Consider the following 25,143-nt stretch of genomic DNA (forward strand, 5'->3'; position numbering starts at 1 on the left):
TTTAGCAACAACTCTATTATATATCTTTTTGTTCCGCAGCTAATACATATTTTTTTGATCGACGTATCAAAGCTAAACTCTTGTAAAAACTGTTTCCCCTTGGAGATAACTATCATCCAACTCTCCATAATGAGAAAAATTTAATTCGAAGTTCTGAATGCAACCAAGTGCCTCTTTGTAAGTTTCGAAAAGTCCGAGGAATACTTTTTCATAGGAAGGATTATTCCACTCATTCTCTCTTCTAGGATCTTCCGATGTAATTACATAAATCGGATATCTATTTTCTTTAAATTTAGATTGATAGACAAAAAAATTCATTAGCGATTGATTTCAACATTTTCTTGTTTTGGTTTCTTTGATTTACTCTTTTTTCTTGTTTCTTTTCTTCCTTCTTGAATTTCTATCTCGGCTACTGTTCTATCCTTCAAATCATCTAAATTGATTTTTTCTCCGTTCTTGACTCTTTCGTGCAACATCCAGAATTTATAAGAAGGAGTTTTACAGTCATTATCCACACTCAATTCTTCTTTGATTCCCGTAACATAATACATATCTACTTCGCCTTTATGTTTCGCTTGAATTTTTCCTCTATACACGCAATTAAAAAAATCTTTTACGAGTTCGTAGGTATCACTTGATATATTTACCATTCCGGGAGTCCCGCTGGATTCCATTCTAGAAGCAGTGTTGACTGTATCCCCCCAAACATCATAGGCAAATTTTTTCTCTCCTATCACACCGGCAACTAATGGACCTGTGTGGATACCGAGGCGTAACTCCCAATAAGGATGACCCAATCCTTCTTTTAAAGTCTTTACTTGGTTCATTATAGCTTGAATTTCGAGTGCGGCAAGAACCGAATCTATTGGATGAGTTTTATTTGCGATTGGAATTCCACCTGCACACATATAGCTATCTCCAATTGTTTTTAATTTTTCCAAGTTGTATCTTTCTACAAGAGAATCAAAATAAGAAAAGCATCCATCCAATTCCGTAATTAAATCATTTGGGGAAAGTTTTTCTGCAATTTTTGTAAAGCCTTTGAAGTCAGTAAACATCACAGAAACAGATTCATAAGAAATTGGTTTTGTAGAACCGGTTTCTTTTAGTTCCTGCACAATCTTTTCTGGAAGAATACGCAAAAGTAATTTTTCCGATTTTTCTTTTTCTTTTTCTGTTTCCAATCTTGCAAATTCGGCTATTCGCTGTTCCATCTCAGCTTCTTTCTTTGCTTCTTCAGCTTCTTCTAGTAAATGAGCATTGCGTATAACGCCTGCGATTTGATCTGCAAAGCGCATCATTTTATGAATGCCTGCAGGACTTATCTCAACTTGTTTACTGTGCGCTGTAAGATTGATAATTCCAATTACTTCATTTTGTAACAAGAGAGGAAACTGAAGCATTGATTTAAAAAGTCCTTTTCTTTGTATTTTAAAATCAGTTTTGTGTAATTTGTGTTCTTTTCCATCAAAATGATTGGTGATATTTCTTTTCGATAGAGTAATATCGGGACAATAAAATGGAATTCGTTCTTTGTAAGTGTGGTATAAAATTCCGAGAGATTCAGTAAGCTTCATTCTAAAGTTCAAAAAGAATTCTTTATCAAATTCAATTTGTGTTTCGAAGACAGAAAGATTTTCAGCAGAAAAAAGTTTATCTTGCTTTTTATTGACTAACAATATCCATACGATTTCGTATCCGGTTTCTTTTCTGAGGTAAGCATAAATTTCTTTTAGAATATTTGCAATATTTGAATTGGAGTTTATGATTTTAGTAAATTCATTTAGCTTTTCTAATTCCTGTTGTTGTTCTAATATTTTAATTTCTGAATTCTTTTGCAATGTAATATCTCGACAGAGACCGTCGATAGCGATTAATTTTCCTTCTTCATTGAAGATCGCTTTATTCGATTGCTGTATCCATTTTTCATTTCTAAATCTATCAATGATTTTGTATTCATACAATGGTGCAACATGTCCCTGCAATAAATCCATCCAATTATCATAAAAATACTTTGCGTAATCAGGATGGATGATGCTCATAATTAACAAAGGGTTTTCGATGAAATCTTTCTGTGAGTATCCATATATCTGCATCACAGATGGACTGACATATTCGTATTTGCCGTTAGGTAACGATAGGCGATACATCATCTCACCTAGACCATTGATCAAACTTCTATACTTTTCTTCGCTCTCGACTAATTTTTGCTCTGCAATTTTACGTGCAGTGATGTCTTCTTTAATGGCAATGAAGTTTGTGATCTTTTGATTCTTATCAAAAATGGGAGAAATGATTGAATTCTCTATAAATTCTTCTCCATTTTTCTTTTTGTTGATAAATTCTCCCGTCCAAGTCTTACCTGCACGAATCGTTTGCCAGAGTCCACCATATACCTCTTTAGAAGTTTTGCCAGATTGTAAAAGTCGCGGAGTTTTTCCAATTACCTCTTCTAGAGAATATCCAGAAAGCTCTGTAAATTTCTGATTTACATATTCAATATTTCCTTTGGTGTCAGTGATGAATATGGTAGATGGATTTTGTTCTACTGCAACAGAAAGTTTTCTAATTTCCGCTTCGGCTTTTCTGATTTCTGTCACATCCATATGCACGCCGACAAGACGCAGTACCTTTCCGGTTTGACTATCAAATTCTTTTACTGCACGAGAAAGGATAATGATTGTTTGCCCATTTTTATGAATCATTCTAAATTCAATTTCATAACGGAGATGTTTCTTATCTAAAAATTCTTTGATATACGTTTTTACTCTTTCTAAATCATCTTGGTGAATTAATTTTTCCCAAGTAGAAAAATTACTTTCTAATTCAGTTTCTGCATATCCCAGCATAGACATCCATGCTGGCGAATAATAGACAGTATCCGTTTCTAAATTCCAATCCCATAGTCCATCTGAAGTAGCTAAGAGTGCAAGGGATAATCGTTCTTCGCTCTCGATTAGTTTTAACTCTATATTTTTACGTGATGTAATGTCTTCGACAAATCCTTCATAATAGCATGGTTTATTTTCCTTATCAAATACAATTCGCAAATGCAGCATTCCATACCAGGAACTTCCATCTTTTCGGCGATAATGATTTTCGATACTAATAGACCCGCCTGTATTCAATGCTTCGGTAAGAAGGGCGTCTCGCTTGGATGGTTCAGCGTAGACTTGTTTAGAAATGCTAGTTATACCATTCATTGCTTCTTCGGGTGAATCATAACCCAGCATTTTTGCCAATGTAAGATTTAATTCTATATATCTATCTTCAAAACTGGAATGAAAGGTTCCAAGATTGGAATGAAGAAATAGACTATGATATTTTTCTTCACTCAATCGCAAATTTTCTGTTCGTTCTTTTATTATCTGCTCTAGATTTTCATTGATATGTCTTAATTCATTTGATTGAGCCAAGGCTAATTTGTAAACTTCCGAATGCTGCCAAGCAACGATAAAGAAAAATACAATTACAACTAAAAACATAAGATAAGGTGTTAGTAGTGCATAGGGCTTCGATTGCAATACAACAAAATAATATAAATCATGTGCACCAGAAGGAATAGTAAGCAAATACAACATGCTAAGAATAATTGCATACTTCGTTCTATTTTGGTAAGCAAAAAGAAAACAAATCATTATGGCAAAAGCACCTGTAGCAAGAGCAAGTAAGGAAGTATATTTAATATAAAATTCGATTACTCCCTGAACTGTATCGGGAAGCCAACCTAATACAAAGAAAGGCAAATAGATAGTTGCCAGTGCAAGATTAATTCTATTTTTATACTCTTTAAAAACCTTTGTGAATTCTAAAATATAAATTGGTGTTAGAAAAATCCAGAAGGCTAAACCAAAACGAGAAAGTTTTTCTAAAAGCAATGCATCGCAAAAACTAAATGATATAATATTATTGAGATAGCTCAAAGGAAAAGTGAGGCATATGAGAGAAAAGTGAATGTAGTAGGTTGTATTTTCTGATTTTCTCTTAAAGGAAAAAATTAGGAAATATAGAAAAATAACAAATGATACCAATGCCATTGCGCGGATAAAGTCAACGCTAAATAGATTTCTCCAAAATACATAAGTCTCCCCAGTCTGACGGTTCGAAATAAAAAAACCATTCGCTGAATTCTTTTCTTCGAATTTTGGAAGTAGTTCTATCGCTAACGAATTATTCTTTTGATTTGTATACAGAATATCCGGTGAAAGCAGAATGCTTATCGAATCATGACTACGACTAGTGTATCCTTTTTTTATATCACCTCTTTGTCCAATTAGTTTTCCATTTAGATAAATATTACAGGCATAGAATATGGGGGGAATAACGATTACCCACTCTTCTTGTTCAATGCTAGAATCAATGGAAAATTCAGAGCGCAAAGTCAGCATTCTATTTTCTGAGGGTAATGCGGCTAGTGTTTGTTTGCCTGTATATTCTGTGAATCCAAGATTATCTACATCACCAGTAATATATTTACCGGTTTCGTGTTCACTTTCTAGTATTTTAAATTGTAGATAGTTTTCTGCATTCGCATTCTTTATTTCTGTCTGTGAGAAAGCTGAATTTGTAAACAGGAATTGCAATAATAGGAATAAATGTATTAGTTTCCGTTTCATACTAAGCTTCCATGGATAGTATTTAGACTTATTTCATAAAGCAATCACTTATTTGGCTTGCGCCTCACTGATTTTAATTAAAATCCTATAATTAACTCATGAGCATTCAAGAATTATAAAGATTTTACCTCGTTTTTTATTGGGGCCATTGCCATAGATAAATCAAGTATTTACCCTTGGCAATGGAAAAGCTAGTAGTCTATTTTTTCTTATGAGAGCAAGTAGCGGGTAATTCATATTTAACCCAACCTAAACCGTCTGCTTTGTTGTTTACTGTCCATGATTCTACTAATACTTGATCTTTTGCGTTTAGAGTAAAAGCATAAGGAACCTTTCCCGCTTCAAATGCTCCTTTGCTTACTGGATAGCAATTGGAAGGACAGGTATTTCCTTTTACATATAGAGTATGAAGACAAGCTTGCCCATCATCAACAGAAAGATATAACCAGTATAGACGATCCGCAATCTTTGCAGTGTTAGTTAATGCCGCCCAATTTCCATTTATATCCGTTCCTTTGGTATCAGGTGTCGGTCCTGCATAAAGAGCCAAAGGCAGTATCATAGCTAGGATTATAAAACCAATTTTGTTTTTAAGATTTTTCATGAGATTTCCTTTTCATTGTTATGAATAGTAAATGCATTTTTTTAAACTCAGGTCAATCAAATTATTTTAAATCTGATTCAGTTTAAATCTCAAATCCTTTATCTTTTGATTTTCAGAATCTAATGCACTTGCATTGTCTAGTATCTTTTTTGCGCGTCCAAATGCTTTTAAGTCAAAATAAATCTCTGCAAGTAAAATTAGGTTTTGTAGATTTCTAGGCTCTCTTAGTTTTAAACGCTCTGCGTAATCGGCTGCGAGGTCTAATCTGTTTGAGAGTTTATAGCTGTTAGCCGTTTGGAGTAGGACAGAGTTATCCTCTGGAAATAAATCTAGATATTCCGCCATTAAGTCGGCTGCTTTATTATACATTTCTCTTTGGAAAGGGATATGAGCTCTGATTTTGTAAATGGATTTACTTGCTTTTCCTGCTTTTACTAGTTCTTCAATGATTGCTTCGGCTTCTACGTATTTGCCGCTCTTGTAGAGTTCTTCTGCCTTTACTTCTTCTTCTGTGTATTCTACAAATAGATATGGATTTTTGTATTCAATGCGAAGAAGACTATAATCATCTATCAGTTCTCCTTTCTTTTGTGTGATTGCAAATATCTTTTCTAGATCTGCTCCTGCGCTTTCTACTGTTTCAAGAAATAGATTTTCGTCTTCATTGATAACTCTTCCACCTTTTTCATCTAGACCGAGTTTAATATCATCTCTTCCGTCAGAGCCTAGTATGATAACATCTGAGTCTTCTAACTTAAATGTATTTACTTGAAAGTCGCCCGAATGCTCTGCCGTCATGATTCCAATTTTTCGTAAATTGAGTTCTTTCTCTATGAAAGAAGCTTTGTTGTCACGATAGAGAACGCAAAATGGGTGTTCTGCGTTGATATAATATAAAAATCCTTTTTCGTTATCTATTAGCCCCATTACCACAGAAATCATCATAGAGCCATCGAATGATTCGAATACACTTTGCAGTTCCTGGAATGCAACTTTGAGCCATCTTTCTGGAAATACAGTTTCTTTGGTTGAGAATAATCTTGCTCTAGAGAGAATTGATTTGAACACAACGCCTAATACGAGTGCACCACCGGCACCTTGAATTGATTTTCCCATTGCATCCCCATTTACGAATGCAGTGTATTTCTTCCCTTTTAAATAAATACTTTCTGAAATACAAATGTCTCCACCGATTTCATGAATTCTACTTTTGAATTCGAATTTCTTTTTCTGGTGAATTAGAATTTTGAGATCTAGTCTCTCATCGCTTGCTCTGTTAGAAGCGAGTGGATTGATAATCAGAGTAGTCAAGAAATAATCTCCGTCTTGTTGCTCCTTGAGTAGTTTGACTTGGGTGAGAGTTTCTTGTAATTCACGAGTTCTTTGTTCCACTTTATCTTCTAATGTCTTATTTAGATTTTCCACTGTCTCATGTAGATTGAGAAATCGATTGGCTAGAATTCCTACAATGCCTACTATAAAAGAAAAAAATCCGAATCGTGTTAAAATTAAACCCGTCTTAAAAAAGATAGAATCTAAAACATCAAAGATGGCAGCACTTATCATAATAAAGAGACCAACCATCAATCGCTTTGCTGAGTCTGATTTTTTCTTAATAGCAACTCGGAACACGTAGATCAAAAACAGGGCAGACACTAAAGCACTGATTTGCCAAGCTCTTAGTATATAGACGATTTGAGTCTGGGGGATAAATGGTGTTAGGCAGAATAAGATTGCGCTATATACGATGTATCCTTTAAAATACCTACCGATTCTTTCAAAGAAAAGTAATTCTAGAAAGATTCCAAGGGAAAGCGGAATAAAATATACAGACATGAGTTCAATTCTATATCCAATGGTTGAATCTAATCCGTATTCGAAGAAAAGTCCCGTTCTTCCTACTAAGTAAATAAATGCACTCAGTGACAGAACAGAAAATGCTAAGTTGTATTTTTCATGTCTTCTCTTGAGGTATAGAAATAAGTGATACGCCCCAAAAAATAAATAGAGGAAAATCAGTATTATCCCAGTTCTATCTCTGCTTTCTATTACAATTTTATCATATTCATCTAGATAATAGCCATTTGCACGAAAGAGTCCTGTTAAGTTAAACTTTGGATTGCCTTGTATATGAAAAACTAAGACGTTCTTGCCTTCTTTAAAATAAGAAAAGTTAAGTGGATACTTGAGATGATTTCCATAGCGGCTAAGAATGACTTTCCCGTTTTCTACTTTTCCTTCTTTGCCGACGAGTCGCCCGTTTAAATAAATGGAATACGCATCTCCAATTGCATCTAGATAAAGTCCTGAGATTACTTCTTCTTTGCGATAATCTTCTGTAATATTGAATTCCAATCTCATTGTGAAATCCATGCTTTGTGTTTGTGGATAAATACTTTGCACTGCGACTGGAAATTTCAATATTGGTTTCCAATTTTCTTTTTTTAATTCTGGCTTAAGATATTCTTCTGAAAAAGAATCTGTAATCTCCCAGGAACGGGTGTTACAGGTATTGGAACTATCGCATATTTTTACTAAATCAATTCTCTCTAGGGAAAGAAGAGGAGATACGGTTAATAAGAATGCGAATATTATAAAATGCAATACGAATTGTAAAAGGTTTTGTTTCATGGAAGTCAATTTATTTCATTTTTATCATACTTGAAATTTTTGGTCAACAATGAACTATCAAACTATTGAATGCGAAAGAATTTTTGTTTAATGGATTACAAAAATCAAAAAAACACTTCCGTTATGTAAACTACTTCACTATTGCTTTTGCCCAGATTTTTCCTTTGTGTATTTCTACAAACTCTTTGCAAAGAAGGAGACCGAGTCCTGTGCTCGTCTCTCTTTCTGTTCCGGGGCGTGCTATTTTTTGATCTATTTTAAATAGACCTTCTAGTATTTTTTCATTCATTCCAATTCCTGTATCTTGGACTTGGATAAGAATTTCTGTCTCATTCTCTTTTGCGGATACGGTTATTTTACCTCCTCTCTTGGTGAATTTGATTGAGTTAGTAATTAAATTTCTAAAGATTGTATCAAGCATAGAAGAGTCAGCAAACGCCTCTAAGTGTTTGGGAATGCTCTCGATGATATCAATCTCTTTTTGTTTCGCAGTCTCACTTAGAACATTTATACTCTGAATTGCAGTAGAAGATAAATTGTGAATGACCGGACTAAATTCAATTGCCCCTCTTTGTATTCTTGCCCATGTTAAGAGGTTTTCCAGTAGTCTATACACGTTATTAGCCGAAGTATTGAGCATACTACCGATATTGCGCATCTCTTCGAGATTAATATCAGGCTCTTGCATCATTGCCGTTAAACCTAAGAATCCGATGAATGGTCCTTTTAAATCGTGCGCAATGATCGAAAAGAATTTATCTTTCGATGCATTTGCATCCAGCAATTCTTTGTTTTGCTGTTTAATTTTCTCATCCATTCGCAGGCGTTCTGTGACATCTCTATTACTAGCTCTACGACCAATGTATTTTTTATTCTGATTGTATACTGGTCTGCATATATGATTTATATAAAGAATAGAAGAATCCTTTTTAATAATCCTAAAATCAAATGTTTCAATTTCATTTCGACCTGCAAGCGTATGAAACTTTCTCAAATGATTTTCCATCAAGGTAAAGTCTTCTGGATGTATGATTGTATTTAATAGGGTAGTGTCATTTAAAAAATCTTCAGGCAAATATCCTGTTATTCTCTCGCAAGATGGACTTATATAAACAATTTCATCCTTCTCATTGATCCAATATTCCCAATCATAGGTAAAATCAGCAACGGTGCGAAATTTCAATTCACTCTCTAAAATTGTATTTTCCAATTGCTTTCTTTCTGTTATATCTTCCGTTATCCAGATACTTCCTTCATCTAGATTGTTTGGATTGATTGCTTGTCCCACTAAAGAGCACCAAAATTCTTCCCCGGTTTTCTTTTTTTGTTTCATCTCAAATGAATAAAGTTTTCCTTGGGCTAAAGCAGAATAAGCCTCTACTCCGAATCTGGTATAGTCATCTTCATTCAAATAAAATTTTAAAGTGCTTTCGCCGGTTATCTCTTCTAATGAATATCCATATATCTTTTCTGCTTTTTGATTTGCCCAGATAACAATTCTATTCTTTAAAAAGAAAACTCCGCTTCCCATATTATTTAGAATGGTTTGCCTTTCTGTAGAAAGTAGTTTAGTTTCTTGCTCATTTTTTTTGAGATCGGTAATGTCTACAAAGGATATTACTACTCCATAATTGTGTAAATTGAGCGGAGTTGCATTTACAATTATCCAGGAGATGGTTCCATCTGGTCTTTGCACTCCCATCTCTGCGTCCACGATAGATCGTTTTTCTTTCATGGCTCTAACACTTGCATATTCTTCGGGAGGCATGATGGATAAATCGGAACGAAGAATTTTCCATTCGTATCCAGCATAATTTCTAGCAAGATGCTCTGCTTTCGTAATTCCTAAGATTCGCTCGGAAGCTTTGTTGCAATCAATGATATTGCCCATTTCATCCGTGATCGAAATACCAACGTTTAGAATATCGAAGATAGCTTTTAGTTTTTTTTCACTTTCAAATAAATCACTTTCTAATTGCATACGCTCTGTGATATCTTGAATGATAGAAAACAGAATTTTCTTTTTTTGAACTTCAATGGGTGAGGAGTGAACTTCTACTATGCGCTCTTCGCCAGTAGATAATTTATGTGGAAATATGAAATAATTTCTCTTTTCCTCAATTGCTTTTTGTCTTTCTAGTGCTACTCTTTCAGGAGGCAATGCATTGATTTCTGTTATATACATGCCGCATAACTGTGATTTGCTGTAGGCGTAGAAATTACACGCAGAATCATTTGCATCAATGATTAAACCTGTTGCCGGTTCGACAAGGAGCATAATCGCATTATGCTTCTCGAACATAGATTTAAAACGAGATTCACTTTCTTGTAATGCTAGTTCAATTTGTTTTCGGGATGTAATATCTACATGAGTTCCGACTACTCGAAGTGGTTTTCCTTCTTCATCCCACTCGACTACTTTACCTCGATCTAATACCCATTTGTAAGTTCCATCTTTACATAAAACGCGGTGTTCATTTTTATAGATAGGAGTTTCTTTGTTGAAATGTTTCTCTAAATCTTCATGGCATTGTTTTTTGTCTTCCGGATAAATGCGCTTATCCCATTCTTCAAGAGTATTTCCAATCTCATGCTCTTCATATCCGAGCATGGATTTCCATTTTTTAGAGAAGAAGACTATATTTGTTTTAGCATTCCAATCCCATACACCATCATCCGCACCTTCTATTGCAAACTGCCATCTATCCGAAATTTCTTTTAAATCTTTTTGGGATTCTTCTAATTCTAGAATTTTTGTTTGTAACTGAGAATTGACTATTCGAAACTCTTCTAGCTCTTTCAGAAGTTCTTCATTAGTCTTTTTCATAATAACATCTTATTACGCACAGTGAATTTTTCAATCTCAATAAGAATCGCTTGTTGTCACGACTATTTAGAGTAAGCCTTGCCTTTCTCCGATTTCAGAAAGTAACCCTATCAAAATTTTTTAAGAGTAAGACTGCTTCCTTTTTCCAATCTTCTCCGCCTTGTTTACGTGCCATGTATACCATGACGTGCTCTGCTTTGATTCCGGTTCTTCTTTGTTTTCCAAGTCCCTGAACACAGGAAGGACAATTTGTTAGAATCACATTATTGGTATTATCCGTATCTAACGCATTTTTCAAAGCTTCTGTTTTTCTCTTTCGCATATTGGAAGAAATTTCAGGTCTACTGAGTGCAAGTGTTCCGGCTTCCGAGCAGCAATGAGGAACAAGAGTTGCTTCACATCCGATTTTTTCTTTTATTGTTTCAATTCCTTTGTTCTCTAAAGAATCATGGCAGGGACGATGGTATAAAACTTTTTCGCCAGTATTGACTGCGACATCCACTACATTCAAAATATCATTTACTTTAGTCTCAAAGATTTCTCCAACACCCATATGCTCTAAGGCTTCTTTGCATGTGCCGCAAGTTACACTCACTGCATTGAAGTTTAAGTATTTAAACATTTCTTTTATCTGATTGAAGATAATTAGATTTCGTAAAACTATTTTAGAATGCTCTTCTTCTTTTCCATTCACACTAAATGGAAATCCACAACATAGATAAGGCGGAGGTATAATAACTCTAGCCTTCGATTTTAATAATAAGTAAAGTCCTGCTAAGGATATATCCGAGAACATTCTTTCTGAGCCACAGCCTGGAAAATAGAAGATTGTTTTTTCAGGTGCATCACTTCCTTCAAACATCAATATTTGATTTGAATTGCATTCAGGTAAATAATCATGCAGGATTTTGAAAGATGATTTCATCATTGGCACTTGCAACATTCTCATCGCATAGGTTTTGGAAATTGGTTTTATGGATTGAAACGGAGAAGCTAGATAGGAGGATATGCTTTGTAATCTGCCACCCACTGCAAGAACGGTAGAGTGAATCAAACGGTTGTAGGCAGGTGAAGTAGAAGATAGATAGTCGAGGGTAAGCTCAGTAACCGCAGAACTACGTTTGATACCTTTTTGAACGAGTAGATTCCTTTCTAAGATAGATATTTCTCCTGTGTCAATTTTTACAGGGCAAGGGATTTTACATTTATGACAGATCGTGCAGTTATCCGCTATTTCTTCTAAATGACGTAGCAATTCAAAGGAAATATTTCTGTATCGTTGGACTTCAAACAATACCGCTTCAATCAAAGAGCCTATCGCTAGGTTTTTATTTCTTGGGTGGAAAAACATATTTTGCGCTGGATGAAATACGCAACAATCTGCTTTGCACTTTCCGCATCGAACACAGTTGGCAATTTTTGTAGCGAGTGTTTCTAGGTTTCCGTATTTTAAAATTCTTGCTTCTAATTCTAATAAGTTGAAAGAAGGAGTGAATACTTTGTTGATGATGGATTTGTTGACTAACTTTTCTGGGTTCATCATTCCTTTCGGATCTATCTCGGCGCGGTATTTTTTTAATTCTTCAATGGTTGAGTCTTCTAAGTATTTAATTTTTGTAATGCCTATTCCGTGTTCGCCGCTGACAACACCTTTTAGCTCGACTGTTTTTTCCATTACTTCATCAACTAAATGTTCCGCTCGTTTCATCATCTCTAAGTCATTTGAAAAGACGGGAATATTTACATGGATGTTTCCATCACCTGCATGCATATGTGTTGCGATGATTAATACAGTGTTGATTGTATTTGTGAAGGTAGTCTGAAATTTTTCTATCCAGGATTCGTAACCTCTGAGTATTACTTTTAATTCCGTTCTAAATTCTAACATAGCTGATCTGCTTTGAATTTCATTTTTATCTAGATGCAGAATTTTTTCTTTTGCTTCCTTGGTAATTTTCAGGAGTGCATCAATCTTATCGTGAATCTCAGTCTGTTTAATTGAATGCTGGATATGATGCAATTGTCCTTCGAATGTATTTAGAAATTTATTTTGAATAAATCTTTCTTCTCGAACATTGATTTCATCTACCCAATTACAAAATTCTGAAATAGAGGCTAATGGCAACACTATGTCTTCATTTAGCTTGAATGCATTGGTTCTTTTGGCAATTGCTCCTAAATGCTTTCTATCATTCCAAAACAAATTCCCTTCCCGCTTATCTTTTGCGGTATGAATTTTGGTATTGTCGTTTTGGTGGATAATGCTAATTAGCTTATCAACTCCTGCGATCAAATCCTCTTCCTTATTCGCCGCCATATCAATTAATAGAACTGCTTTAGGTGTTTGGTTTACGTCTGATTTGACCCTGTAATTAATTGCTTTAATGTATTCTTGGTCAAAATGTTCTAGTGCAAGCAAGGAAGCTTTACTTTCTAATGAAAAGGAATTAGATATTTCAACAATGATTCTACCTGCTTCGTTGAAGTTTTCTCCAAAGAATTCGATACAAAATGTTTTTTCAAAAATATAAGTAGGGTATAATATGAATTCTGCGCTCAGGATGACTCCATCGGTTCCTTCCTTTTGTAGTCCCGGAACTCCTCCGAGCACTTTATTTGTAATGTCTTTCCATAGTCCTGGCTTTCTTAACTCATCCCCGCGCAGGCTTATTTCTTTTTGGTTGCCTTTGTTTTTATTGGTTACGCGAAATAATACAGTATCCTCATGCATAATTTTTCTGTATTGATGATTGGTTCTTTCTATCGATAGTGTATCGCCCTGTGGAGATACAAATTCATAGGATAAAATATTGTCTATCGTAGTTCCCCATTTAACAGCGTGTTTGCCTCCAGCGTTTTCTGCGATGTTGCCGCCAATGGTGGATGCCCATGCACTCGTAGGATCGGTTGCAAATACATAACCGGAATTATGCATGGCTTTGATAGCGTCTTCTGTGATTACTCCCGCTTCTACTTTTACTGACTTACAATGAATATCGTTTCCTGAATTTGTTTTTAGAACTTTATCTGCAATAGGAAATATTTTGTTTAATTTTTCTGTGTTGAGGATAATGCAATTAGCCGCTAAAGGAACGGCACCACCTGTGAGTCCAGTAAGACCGCCACAGATGATTACTTTGTAACCAATCTTATCAATTGCTTTTAGGATTGCAGGGATTTGAAGAGTTGAATATGGGCGGATAACGGCAAACGGAAGATGGAGTCTCCAATCGGTTGCATCGGTCGCGTGACTAATAATAGTAAACGGATCAAAGAAGATATTTTCTTTTCCGCAAATTCCACCTAGCTCTTTTGAAATTTTTTCCTGTTTTGAAATGGTTTCATTGATATCCGACTTTAGCTCGTTGATTTTACTTTCTACTTCTTGGATTACATGTAGGACATCTTTGTTTTCATTGGATTGTTTTTTTACAATCGCGAAGTCATGATCGATTTGAGTAAAGAAATTTTTCTTCATCCGAAAGGATTCTACTAGATGGTGCTTTAGATAAGGGTTTCTGAAGTGGATGAATAGTTCTCCTATTATCCGCATTAACAAACGTGCAGAGCGCCCGGTGACTCTTTCTCTGCGTAGCTTTTCGAGAACATTCCACATTTCTTCTGAAAACAAAATCTCGATAATTTTTTTATCATCGGCGGAAGTATAATTGTATGGGATTTCTCTATAGGATTCAAATTTCATTTTTTTATTCCTCAATTATATAAACCTATAGAATTGATTATTTGTCAATGAATGAATTGGAGGATTGTTCGCTATATTGGATGATTTAAATCTAATAATCTTCTAGAGTTTGAATCGATATTGTTTTAACTGTTTGTAAACTATACCCCATCTAGCAGTTCCCCTTGCAGTTCAAGTAGCAGTCCATGTAGGGGTTTTGACAATTGGTGAGTAAGATTAAACTGCAACATGAACTGCAAGGAGAACTGCAACAAGGTGTATCGTTAACCTATATTTAATATTTCAATGAGTAGACTTAAACCGAAAAGCATTTGACAGGCTTAGATGGACGAACAGCATGAGCCGAGTATCCTAAAAGGAAAAGACAACTTAGAAATGCTTTTTTTTAGACCCAATGAAACATATAAAAATGAAATCACTCTTACAAAAGAAGAGATTGAGCATCTTCGTAGTCTACGTATGAATGATATAGAGAAAGAAATTGAAGTAAGAGATGGACTTGGAAATTCTTATATTTTCCAAGTAGGGGCTAAGAGCAAATCTGGCAAATTACTTGAAAAGCGAACGACTGTTTTGTCCGAGCGCAAAATAGGAGTTGCCTCTGCAATTCCAAAAGCACAACGGCTAGATTTTCTATTACAAAAAAGCACTGAGATTGGAATTACTGATTTTTATTTTATTAATTTCTTTCAATCTGAAAGGCGCGATTTGAATACTGAGCGGTGTAATAAGATTATCCTCGAAGCCTGCTCTCAATCCAAACGTCATTCCATTCCAAGTATCAAGCTTTACAATTCATTGGAAAATTTCTTAAAAGAGCATGAGAATGTTCTACTTCTAAATCCTGATGCCTTACAGCCATTATCCGAGAATGCGAATTGGAATTTAATTCCAGTCATCGGTCCGGAAGGCGGATTTAGAAAAGAAGAATTAGAAATGCTCGAAAATGCAAAAGCAAAATCCTATTCTCTCGGCACAAATATCTTACGAATCGAAACCGCCCATATATTCATGACAAGTCTATTGAGTTTCCAAACACTGGGATAAGAATTTGCCACGGAGGCACAGAGACACGGAGGAATTTAAAGAGAGTTGGGGTAATAAAATAATGCTTATTTTTCTATTTCAAGTTCTTTTTACGCAAAACCTGAATAAAAGCACTCTTTGAATTGACGCGCATAAATAGAACTAGCGCAATCCCAAATCCCTCTGTGACTCAGTGTCTCTGTGGCAAAAAGAACTTTTCGCAAGTCAAGTTATCATTGACTAAATAGTGCTTTAAAATAATTTCTGAGTAGGGTGTTAACCCTGAACTTTTAATTGGAGAAAATTATGAAACGCATACTATTGATTTTGTGCATACTATTTAGTTTTGTTTTTTTGTCAGATTGCAAAGACAAAAAGAAAGAAAACAAAAGCTTGCAGGCTGGAATTGTTACCTTTAGCAAAGGGGACGTTAAGTTATTATCTAAAGATGGAAAAGAAAAAAAAATCCAGAAGGATATGTTCTTCTTTAAAGATGATATTATTGTGACAGGTAAAGACGGAATCGTTGATATTCAATTAGCCGATGGAGTGGTCATTCGAATTAAACAAAATTCAAAACTAAAATTACAGGACATTATAGTAGGGGATAATGGCAACACAATCAATGCAAAGCTTGCACTAGAAGCAGGAAAAGTATTTGCTAAGACAGATAAAAAATTAGGAGCCGACAGTTCTTTTAAAATATCGACACCTACATTTACAGCTGGAATTCGTGGAACTGAATTTATAGTAGAAGATTCCGAAGGCAAAGATCAAACCCTTGTATCCGATGGCTCCGTCGCTGTAGATACGCTCGATGAAAGTGGAAATCCTTCTGGAAAAGAATCAGTGATCGAAAAAGGAAAAAAAGGTGTAGTTGAAAAGGACTCCATTAAGAGTCAAGATTTGTCACCAGAAGAATTAGCTGAACTAAAGGAAGATTCCCAAACGATTTCTTCTATCACGGAAGATGCCAAGAAGAGAATGGAAGAGATTATCCGCGGAGTAGACGATCAAAAACAAATCAATCGTGATACTCTCGAAGAGCAAATGCAAAAGAATTCCACTGAACTCAATGATTTAAAAGACAAAAATCAACAACTCCTAGATGAACAAAAACAAAAAAACAAAGATCTCATCAATGAAACAACAGGCAAGACAAACGAACAAAAGAGCGAGATCAAAGATAAAACAAAAGCACAAACCGATGAAGTAAAAGGCAAAGGCAATAGCGAACTCGAAGAGATGAAGAACAAAAATAAAATCGACAAGAGTCAGTTTGGTCCAAAATAAATGAAACTAAATAAAAACATTCTAACAACAATCCTTCTCGGAGGATTGTTGATCGGCTTATCGTTATTATCCCAGGAAGAAGTAGGAAATCGTTTTCTCCTTCCCGAAGATTTTAAAGTATACGCAGGAAATCACGGAGTAGTCAATCATCCCGTGCAGGGGCTAACAGAAAAAACCCTCACAACACGAAATCTATTCCAAAAAACTCCCGGTTGTTATATCGCCTGTTATTCCCGCGATTCAGAAAAGGGAATTTATTCTGTTGGAGATGGAATCTTCGTCATGGGACAAATTCGAGTAAAAGGTAAATACGACGAGCGAGTTTGCAAACCCGATCAATTTGAAAACAAAGACATCAGCGCCGAACAAAAATTCAAAGATCTATGTAATAAGCATATTCCCAATTGTGTTAAGAATTGCTGGGCAGGCGGTGATACCGGTGGTTGGTTCGGGATTCAGTGATACGGGTAATTGGATTTATTCGTTGAATTAGAACTTTCAGGTGTTGAGGGCACTTCGATAGAAAAATTTTGTATCGAAGTGCCGACTGCTTATTCTACCTCAATCGTAACAATAACTTGCTTCTCTGGTGGAGTGTCTTTGTCGAATGGTTGCTTGTATTCAAATTCGACTTTGCCTTCTCCTTTTTCTAGAGCGCGGATATAGAAGATTTGGTATTCCTGGATACTGACTTCTTTATCATCTGTCTTCTTTGGTTGAATGACTCTTGGTTTGAACGGCTGTTTTAGATTATCCGCTAGCTTGCGTAACTTCCAGCTATAACCGGTAGCCATTTTTACGGGAAGCTTGATTCCTTCTAGCTTCCCTTTTTTTACTTTTATAGTGATTGCATCTGTGTCTTCTTCGATTGTAGTGATATGATTTACTTTTTTTACAATCCTTTTCTTGGATGTCGCAAAAGCAGAGTTAGTCGCTACAATCAAAGAAAGGATTAAGACTACTTTTAAGATTTTGTTCATTGTGTTTGCCTTATTATTTTTCACTGCGGGCAACTACCCACATAGTTCCGTAACCAATATTGGCTGATTTATAATCAATCCACATATAACCTTTGATGCCCCATCTATCACTCCATGAATTTTTAATTAGATAGGCATTGAGTTTATCATCCCAACCTACGATTGTGATTGCGTGGTTCACATCATTTGAGCTAGAAGTCTTTACTTTCTCATTAAACACTCCACCTGCATAAGCTTGAAAATGAGGTGTAACATAGACTGCACTGGCTAACGGTCCGTATTTGCAGAGGGCTTGTTTTACTTCTTTGACAGTTGGGGTTCTATTGCCATTAGCCACATATCCCCAGGCTACTGTTTGGTAGTTAGTCGTTTTGTAAGGCTTACACTGCATATCCTTTCCTTTATAAGGCTCTGCACTTTCATCTACTCCACTTTTAGAGCCTGTAGCAGTTGCTGATTTCATAAGCATGAATTCAAATGCATTACCAGGCCAGCCACCATCTGCACAACTACCTGCACGGGAGCAATTCACTAGTTGCTGCTCGGACATGTCAATGGTCTTATTATTTTGAATTAAATAGCTAGACTCGAAGGCTGCCGTAGTGGTAAATGCCCAACAGCTTCCGCAGGAGCCTTGTTGTCTAACGGGCGTTACCTTCCCTTCTGCTCTCCAGTCCCAAGCGGCTAATTCTACTTTACACTTAGCTTCGTTTTTCTTTGGTGGAGGAGGTGGTTCAATATAGCCTTGGTCTTCGGTTTGTTGGTAGGGATCATCTTGGCTATAATCTTCCATGTCTGCGTATTCATCTGGAAGTGGATCATTCTCATCAAAAATGATTTCTTCCATTTCCTCAAAATCATCAGTTGTGAATTTTACTTTCTTCTTTTGTTTTTTTCTTTTGCCTTCCATCTTTAAGCGCTTCTGTGCTTCTTTGTTTACTTTTGCGTAATCAATCGAGCGTGGAGCTTTGGTAGATGCAATCTGTGAGATTTCATATTTCATAGCTTCTGTAATGGCTACCTTGAAACTATAATTATTTGCTTTTATATCTTCTTGGAGTTTGTTTAGTTTTTCTTTGAGATCAGAAAGTTCTTTATTATTCTTATCTTTCTGTTTTTGTAAAATATCTTTGGCTGATTCTTGCGAATGCACATACAGAGTAGAAAACAAAAAGGAACAAAGGGAAACTAATAATAGGATTTTTCTAGGGGGAATTTTATTCATTTTCATGGAGAGAGATTGTTACCTTTTTTTTAAAACAGTCAAGTAGAAAATTCCCGAACTCTTCTGGGCGAAGGATAATCAGTTCTTTTTTTATTAGTTTACATTTATGAAATTAAAAATTTCCATGATGTATGAGTTTTCAAATAGAAACATTTCCTGTTTATCCTTTGGGCTGTAATTGTTCGATTGTGTCTTGTGATAAGACAAAGGAAGCGATTGTGATTGACCCGGGTGGAAGCGAGGACCAGATTTTTAAATATTTAAAATCAAAAGACTTGAAAGTTACTCAGATCATTCACACACACGCGCATTTTGATCATTGCTTGGGAACTAAGACGGTTGCAGATGCATATGAAGGTTGTAAGATCGGACTTCATAAAGATGATTTAAAGCTTTACCAGAATATTCCTATGCAATGCGAAATGTTTGGCGTAGATTTTAAAGGCGACATAAGAGACCTAGATTATTTTTTAGAGGACAACCAAATTCTTTCTGTTGGAAATGCGACCAATATGGAAGTTCTACACACCCCCGGTCATAGTCCTGGTTCGGTCTGTTTTGTTTTACGCGGCTCTGACAAGCATATTGTTTTTTCGGGAGATACTCTTTTTTCTGGAAGCATTGGGCGCACAGATCTATGGGGTGGAGATTATGAGACAATAATTAAGTCAATTCAGACTAGATTATTGACATTGGAAGATGAAACGCTTGTCATACCAGGTCATGGTGAGTCAAGTGTCATATATAGGGAAAAAATGTATAACCCTTATCTAAATTGAGGGAATAGGTTATTTTTGATGTTACAAATTCCGACAATTGTAGGAGAAAGTTTATGATGATTATTCGGCTAATTGCATACCTCTTGCTACTTATATTTTTTTGCGGCAGTCTTGCTGTTTCCGCAGTATCTTGGTCATTTTATGAGTCTGTTTACTCTTCTCTTAATCTTCTCAAATACACTTCGGACAACAAAGCCCGCGATATTCTCGCTACGGTTGCTCGTGTAGCAGAGACTAAAATGAATTCAGAAGGCTATTCAGAAATGAATGACTTCTTCGTTCGTATGATTAAACAATCCGAGAAAGATTTGGATAAGTTTACTATCAAAGAAGTTTTTTTAATTTCACCAGAGGGCGTTGTTCTCGCTCATAGCAATCCATCGGAAGCGACTGGAGAGATTACTTCTCGCACTCCATCAGCCAAATACAATAAGCCTTACTATATGCGTGCCCTTCGAATGAGAAAGGGACAACTCCCAACTCCGCAAACATTTGGTCAAGAATACAAAGGCGAAGAAAGTTTTTATGGTCGCCTTGTTATGCGGTTATTCCCAGAACTAAAATACCAGACAGTTCTGTTATCCGCTCCTATCTATCATATGGAAAAATTGGAAACGGTTGGGTCGATTCATCTCATTTACAACAGAGGCAATGTTTTATTCTTTATGGAAAGTCAAAAGGAAATCTTTTTCTGGATGCTTTTCAACTACATTGGAATTTCTATCCTAGTTAGTATTGCTTTATGGTCTGCTTATACAATGTTTTTATTTGGAAGCTACAAACAAGGTGGGCGCAATACGGCGAATATCCCTGAGCCTGAACTTCCGAAGACTCTCGCTAAGATTGAAACCATTTTCGAAAAACAAGAAGAAACGATTAAACGTTATTTAACTCCGATCCCTCTAAAGCTAGATAGCACTCTTTTAAATGTAGAGAGCATAACATCTGTTAAACAACCGCCCGTTCATCCAGAAAATGAAACGACTGCTAAGATGCCCAAGTTAGAAAATACGCAGATAAACGGAAGTAATGGGAATGGAAAGCAACCGGCTAATAACAATAAGCCTGCGAATCCAACGGAAGCTCTTGATGCAATATACCTTGACTAATGCTAGATGTATCAATTAACCAAAATCATTTAAGCGAAACACAAGTTGTATTCGTAAATCTAAAAGGAGCGTTGGATTCCGAAAAAGCAATTGATTATTATGATTTCATCAACGCAGAACTCATTAAAGGGTTTCGCAAATTTATAGTAGATTGTTCTAATTTAGACTATATTTCATCAGCTGGAATTTCTATTATGATACGCCTCCAGCATAAACTTGCAGAAAAGAAATCAATTCTGGCTTACTTTGCTTTTAACAAAGAAATTTCTCTTGTATTAGATTTTTTTGGACTCAAGAAGGAATTTCCCATTGCGGATACTTCTGTTAACGCGCTAAAATTGCTCAATCCCGGTCAAGATGAATTCTCGGAAGAAGAAATCATCTATTCTGTTCACTCCGATGCTATTGATGAAAAAGAAGCGCCTAATCTAGATAAGTCTCCTGCAATGGATACAAAAGAGCAGGAACCAATTCAAGTTCAGGTTTCAGAAGCAAGAATAGCTTCTCTTTTAGAGCCAGAAATTGCTAAGAAAATTATTTCAAATCGCCTTACTATCACAGAGGATTATCCTGTAGTAGAGGATGAACCTGTTCCTACATCTTCTATTGAGCCAGTGCAGGCTGAGCCAATCCTAGAATCGATCACTCCTAAGTATTCGGAACTCAAAATTAAACTTCCTTTTATTACTCGCACAGAAACAAATCCTGCCAAGACAACTATCATGGATAGCATCACTGACTTTGAAACAGATCATACGGAAAGATATGATGTAAGCACCTTATCACAAGCTACTGATACAAATTTTACTGTGCTAGTTGTGAATTGTGGAAACTGCGGTTCAAAGATTCGCATTCGCAAACAGGGAAAGCAACAATGTCCACGCTGCGAATATAAATTTTTACTTCGTCAATCTGGCTCCATTTCGACTATCGAAAGACTTTAACTTCAATTCTATCCTCCATTTTCATTTAAAAGCTTTTTGTATGCGTTAGGTTTCTTGGTAATGTCAGCAAGAGTATAATGGCTAATAGCCTTAATAAATGCATTTAAAGCAGTTGCAAGAACTGATTGTAGTTCACATATGGGGCTAATTACGCATTTGCCGCTGGGATTAAAGCATTCCGCCATATAAAAACTTGGTTCCATCTTTTGTATAACATCGGAAAGATTTATTTTACTAGGAGGCTTTGCTAGACTAATTCCTCCTTTTGCACCAGGAATTGTTTCTAGATAACCTAATGTGGACAGTTTATGAACAACTTTTACTAAATGGTTTTTGGATATTTTAAAACTGGAAGATATTTCTTTAATTGTAATTTTGCGTTCAGAATTCACAGAAAGATAGATCAAGACTCTGAGCGAATAGTCCGTGTAACGAGTTAATTGCATAATTTACTATATTGCTGTAGCTTCTTTCTATTCCAATATTTTTTTCTTTACAATTCATGTATTCTGAATATACTTATCTCAAAATTTTTTATGGAGGACATAAAAATATGGCAATGACTGATTCTTATAGAAAACAACATATTGAGTTGTTGGATTTAGCTGTAAAACTTTCAGGAAAACTTTCAAAGGATGTTGTTATTAAAGAGGCAGGTGATATCGTCTCCGTGCTTTCTCAATTTGCAAGCAAATTGAATATGCATTTAACGATGGAGGATAAGGCGCTTTATCCGAAACTAATTGCTTCTGGAAATGCAAAGACTTCTCAGATTGCCAAAGATTACATGACTGAAATTGGAGGCATTAAACAAGTTGTAGAGAAATATATTCATTCCTGGTCACTTGCTAAGAATATTGCTGCTGACCCAGAAAAGTTTATTCAGGAATCAAAGGGAATTATTTCTGCATTAAAGGGCAGAATTGACAAAGAGAATAATGTTCTTTATCCTCTCGCAGATGCTCTCTGAGCATATATTCTTACTAGGCTAGAATGGGTTTTATATTAGGATTTTTTATAGGTTTTATTCTAGCTAGTGTTCTATTTGCTCTTTGGTATTTTTACAGTTATAAGAAATTTACCCTTAAGCTTTTTAATTTTTCACAAGCATTAAAACGTGGAACTATAGATAAAGAATCGGAAACTCAAATCACATCATCCTTTATTGAAAAGAATCTAAGTGACGAGCAAGGATTTAGCGCCTACTCAGGATTAGTTCATATCTTTGAAAAATATGTAGATGCATTTCACCAAATAGAATTTAATCTTGTCCAGCAAGCCTCTACTCTTGATTCAATGAATGAATTCACTGTGAATTTTGGAAAAGTCGCTGAAGCACAATCCATGTCTACAGAGAATGTTGCGGCTAATACAGAAGAGCTAAGAGCTTCCTTTGACAGTATAAACTCTTATGTAGAAAAACAGGTAGGAAGTTTATCAGATGTTTATGTAAACCTAAATAGCTTTATTCTCTTTATGGAAGCACTAAGTCAAGATATCTCTAATCTATCATCTGATTCTAAAATGTTTACAGGTCGAATTCAAAGAGGAAGTGAGATAGTTGTTTCGGCTAACGCTGCTATGAAGAACATTGCAGACTCTTCGAATAAGATAAAAGGAATTGCAGTTAATATAAATGAAATTTCGGATCAAACCAATCTACTTGCGTTGAATGCTTCTATTGAAGCAGCAAGGGCAGGTGAGAAAGGAAGAGGCTTCGCAGTAGTAGCCAGAGAAATATCAAAATTATCTGAAAGAACAGTAATCAGTGTAAAAGAAATTGAGACATTCGTGAAAAATACAGCTCACGAAGTTCAAATTGGTATGGAAACTTTGCAACTAACGTCTGATACTATTCGAGATATGCTTGCGTGGACAGAGAAATTGGAAGAATTTTTGAGTCGTTATGCGCAAACTGTCATCACAAAGACTCTTACTGCTACAAACATTGCGGAAAGTCTTGAATTAGTAAAAAGAGAAGCAGCAGAAATTAAAAATGCTTCCTTAGAGCAAACAGAGGCAGTTCATCAGATTACTATGAAAACCCAGCATGTTTCACAGGAGTCAGAAAATATAATGATGAGTTCAATGGAATTATCTGCTCTCGTGGATGAATTAAAAAGAATTACAGGCTCACTAAAGGAATTAATTTCTTTACAACCAAGTTAGATACTGAATACTGATACCCTCCAATTAAAAAAAGAGAGGGATTGAATATGATCGTAGATAATTTATTACAATGCTGCCGGTGTAAAAAAGTAATGAAGGCAAACTTACGCGAATCGAAAGTCGAAAAAGGTAAAAGTATATCTATTTGTCCTTTTTGTAAATCATCCGAGTTTCAACCTCCGAAACTCAAGACAATGCCTGCAAAGTGGTAGTGGCTAATGGTGATTTAACATTACTTCCGATCAATTGGAAGTAATGATTACCTTTCCACTTCTTCCCGGTGTATTTGATCTTGATAGATAACCCTGAATATCCGCTAAATCAAACTTACTATCAATTTGCGAAACCAGCTTGCGCTCTTCAAATAGTTTAATTAATTCACGTGCCGATTTTTCTTTTTGTTCTATTGGTGTATTCTGCATCCATTTCATAAGCCAGAATCCACGAATTATAATCTCAGTGAATATGATAGACCCCGGAACGATAATTGGTTCATTACTCATCAATCCATATACTATAATCGTTCCCTTTGGCGCCAAAGACTGCATAGCCTCATTTCCTACTTTTCCGCCGACTGCATCAATGGCATAGGGAAATCCTTTTACATTTGTAATTTTGCGGGCTCGCTTTATGAAGTTTTCTGTATCAGTAACGATGATGTCTTCTGCTCCCATGTCTAGGAGTTCTTGTTTTTGTTCTTCTTTACGAACAGTTCCTACCACTTTAAATCCAAGAATCTTAGATATTTGAATCATCGCTCTGCCCAGGTGAGAAGAGGCAGCGGTTACTAGTAATTGTTCGCCAGGTTTGATTTTTAGTTCATCTACTGCGAGTATCCAGGAGGTGAGAAAGTTCGCCCATACACTGGTTGCTTCTTCATCGGACAACGCATCGGGGGTTTTCATGATCTGATCGGGGGTAACAGTCGTATACTCCTTCCATGTTCCAAGGCTTCCTGCTGCGCCTATCGTGAGAGTGACACGATCTCCGATAGAGAATCCTTTTACATTTTTGCCTACTTCTTCAATGACGCCAGCAGCTTCATTCCCAGGTATAGCGGGTAACTTTGGTTTAACCCCGTAGAGACCCATGATGGTGTAAAGATCGGACGGGTTTACAGAGCGAGCTTTGATTTTTACTAAGACTTCTTCGTCCCCGCAAATGGGAGTAGGAATTTCTTCTAATTTTAAAACTTCTTCAGGCTTGCCATAGGCACGAAATACGACTGCTTTCATAC

At 35.8% G+C, this 25,143-nt stretch carries 18 protein-coding genes; 8 read left to right on the plus strand and 10 right to left on the minus strand.

Annotated features, from left to right (window positions below; translation table 11 throughout):
- Window positions 1-72 precede the first annotated feature (72 nt).
- The 6 genes from IPH52_09740 to IPH52_09765 all read right to left on the minus strand — a co-directional run bounded on the left by IPH52_09740 (window position 73) and on the right by IPH52_09765 (window position 14,381).
- The gene (locus IPH52_09740) at window positions 73-318 is read right to left on the minus strand and encodes a hypothetical protein (GenBank protein MBK7055319.1); all 246 of its coding nucleotides are present in this window, start codon (window positions 316-318) and stop codon (window positions 73-75) included.
- The gene (locus IPH52_09745; GenBank protein MBK7055320.1) at window positions 318-4,616 is read right to left on the minus strand and encodes a PAS domain S-box protein; all 4,299 of its coding nucleotides are present in this window, start codon (window positions 4,614-4,616) and stop codon (window positions 318-320) included. The genes IPH52_09740 and IPH52_09745 overlap by 1 nt, the downstream gene beginning before the upstream one ends.
- Window positions 4,617-4,815: 199 nt before the next feature.
- Complete coding sequence (locus IPH52_09750; GenBank protein MBK7055321.1) at window positions 4,816-5,220, minus strand: hypothetical protein; 405 nt, start codon at window positions 5,218-5,220, stop codon at window positions 4,816-4,818.
- A gap of 66 nt (window positions 5,221-5,286) precedes the next feature.
- Window positions 5,287-7,851, minus strand: a complete 2,565-nt coding sequence (locus IPH52_09755) for a SpoIIE family protein phosphatase (protein ID MBK7055322.1) — start codon at window positions 7,849-7,851, stop codon at window positions 5,287-5,289.
- Window positions 7,852-7,981: 130 nt separating this feature from the next.
- The gene (locus IPH52_09760; GenBank protein ID MBK7055323.1) at window positions 7,982-10,678 is read right to left on the minus strand and encodes a PAS domain S-box protein; all 2,697 of its coding nucleotides are present in this window, start codon (window positions 10,676-10,678) and stop codon (window positions 7,982-7,984) included.
- A gap of 94 nt (window positions 10,679-10,772) precedes the next feature.
- Window positions 10,773-14,381 (minus strand): DUF3683 domain-containing protein, encoded by a 3,609-nt coding sequence (locus IPH52_09765; protein ID MBK7055324.1) that lies wholly within the window; start codon window positions 14,379-14,381, stop codon window positions 10,773-10,775.
- Window positions 14,382-14,705: 324 nt separating this feature from the next.
- Between IPH52_09765 and IPH52_09770 the strand changes: the two genes are divergently transcribed.
- The 3 genes from IPH52_09770 (at window position 14,706) to IPH52_09780 (ending at window position 17,162) form a co-directional block, all read left to right on the plus strand.
- On the plus strand, window positions 14,706-15,428 hold the full coding sequence (locus IPH52_09770) for a 16S rRNA (uracil(1498)-N(3))-methyltransferase (GenBank protein MBK7055325.1): 723 nt from the start codon (window positions 14,706-14,708) through the stop codon (window positions 15,426-15,428).
- A gap of 285 nt (window positions 15,429-15,713) precedes the next feature.
- Complete coding sequence (locus IPH52_09775) at window positions 15,714-16,700, plus strand: FecR domain-containing protein (GenBank protein MBK7055326.1); 987 nt, start codon at window positions 15,714-15,716, stop codon at window positions 16,698-16,700.
- Window positions 16,701-17,162 (plus strand): hypothetical protein, encoded by a 462-nt coding sequence (locus IPH52_09780; protein ID MBK7055327.1) that lies wholly within the window; start codon window positions 16,701-16,703, stop codon window positions 17,160-17,162. It abuts the gene before it with no gap.
- Window positions 17,163-17,251: 89 nt separating this feature from the next.
- On the opposite strand, the gene IPH52_09785 is transcribed toward IPH52_09780, so the two are convergent.
- Together IPH52_09785 and IPH52_09790 are read right to left on the minus strand one after the other, a co-directional pair.
- Window positions 17,252-17,680, minus strand: a complete 429-nt coding sequence (locus IPH52_09785; GenBank protein MBK7055328.1) for a protease inhibitor I42 family protein — start codon at window positions 17,678-17,680, stop codon at window positions 17,252-17,254.
- A gap of 13 nt (window positions 17,681-17,693) precedes the next feature.
- Window positions 17,694-18,905, minus strand: a complete 1,212-nt coding sequence (locus IPH52_09790) for a Cathepsin L (GenBank protein MBK7055329.1) — start codon at window positions 18,903-18,905, stop codon at window positions 17,694-17,696.
- 131 nt (window positions 18,906-19,036) lie between these two features.
- Between IPH52_09790 and IPH52_09795 the strand changes: the two genes are divergently transcribed.
- Genes IPH52_09795 through IPH52_09805 form a run of 3 tightly spaced genes read left to right on the plus strand, consistent with a single transcriptional unit; the run spans window position 19,037 to window position 21,737 of the window.
- Window positions 19,037-19,684 carry an MBL fold metallo-hydrolase gene (locus tag IPH52_09795; GenBank protein ID MBK7055330.1) on the plus strand — a complete coding sequence of 216 codons (648 nt, stop codon included), beginning with the start codon at window positions 19,037-19,039 and terminating at the stop codon, window positions 19,682-19,684.
- A gap of 53 nt (window positions 19,685-19,737) precedes the next feature.
- Window positions 19,738-20,793, plus strand: a complete 1,056-nt coding sequence (locus tag IPH52_09800) for a hypothetical protein (protein MBK7055331.1) — start codon at window positions 19,738-19,740, stop codon at window positions 20,791-20,793.
- Window positions 20,793-21,737 (plus strand): STAS domain-containing protein, encoded by a 945-nt coding sequence (locus IPH52_09805; GenBank protein ID MBK7055332.1) that lies wholly within the window; start codon window positions 20,793-20,795, stop codon window positions 21,735-21,737. The genes IPH52_09800 and IPH52_09805 overlap by 1 nt, the downstream gene beginning before the upstream one ends.
- 8 nt (window positions 21,738-21,745) lie before the next feature.
- Here the strand turns inward: IPH52_09805 and IPH52_09810 are convergent, their stop codons facing one another.
- Entirely contained in the window at window positions 21,746-22,183 is a 438-nt protein-coding gene (locus tag IPH52_09810; GenBank protein MBK7055333.1) for an Rrf2 family transcriptional regulator, read from the minus strand.
- Between the two features lie 56 nt (window positions 22,184-22,239).
- On the opposite strand from IPH52_09810, the gene IPH52_09815 reads away from it, so the two are divergent.
- On the plus strand, window positions 22,240-22,707 hold the full coding sequence (locus tag IPH52_09815) for a hemerythrin domain-containing protein (GenBank protein ID MBK7055334.1): 468 nt from the start codon (window positions 22,240-22,242) through the stop codon (window positions 22,705-22,707).
- Between the two features lie 23 nt (window positions 22,708-22,730).
- Window positions 22,731-23,906 (plus strand): hypothetical protein, encoded by a 1,176-nt coding sequence (locus IPH52_09820; GenBank protein ID MBK7055335.1) that lies wholly within the window; start codon window positions 22,731-22,733, stop codon window positions 23,904-23,906.
- 242 nt (window positions 23,907-24,148) lie between these two features.
- Here IPH52_09820 and IPH52_09825 read toward each other — a convergent pair whose 3' ends face one another.
- The gene (locus IPH52_09825) at window positions 24,149-25,141 is read right to left on the minus strand and encodes a zinc-dependent alcohol dehydrogenase family protein (protein MBK7055336.1); all 993 of its coding nucleotides are present in this window, start codon (window positions 25,139-25,141) and stop codon (window positions 24,149-24,151) included.
- Between the last annotated feature and the right edge of the window lie 2 nt (window positions 25,142-25,143).

This window comes from Leptospiraceae bacterium (genome assembly GCA_016708435.1).
In the GTDB taxonomy this organism is placed as follows: domain Bacteria; phylum Spirochaetota; class Leptospiria; order Leptospirales; family Leptospiraceae; genus UBA2033.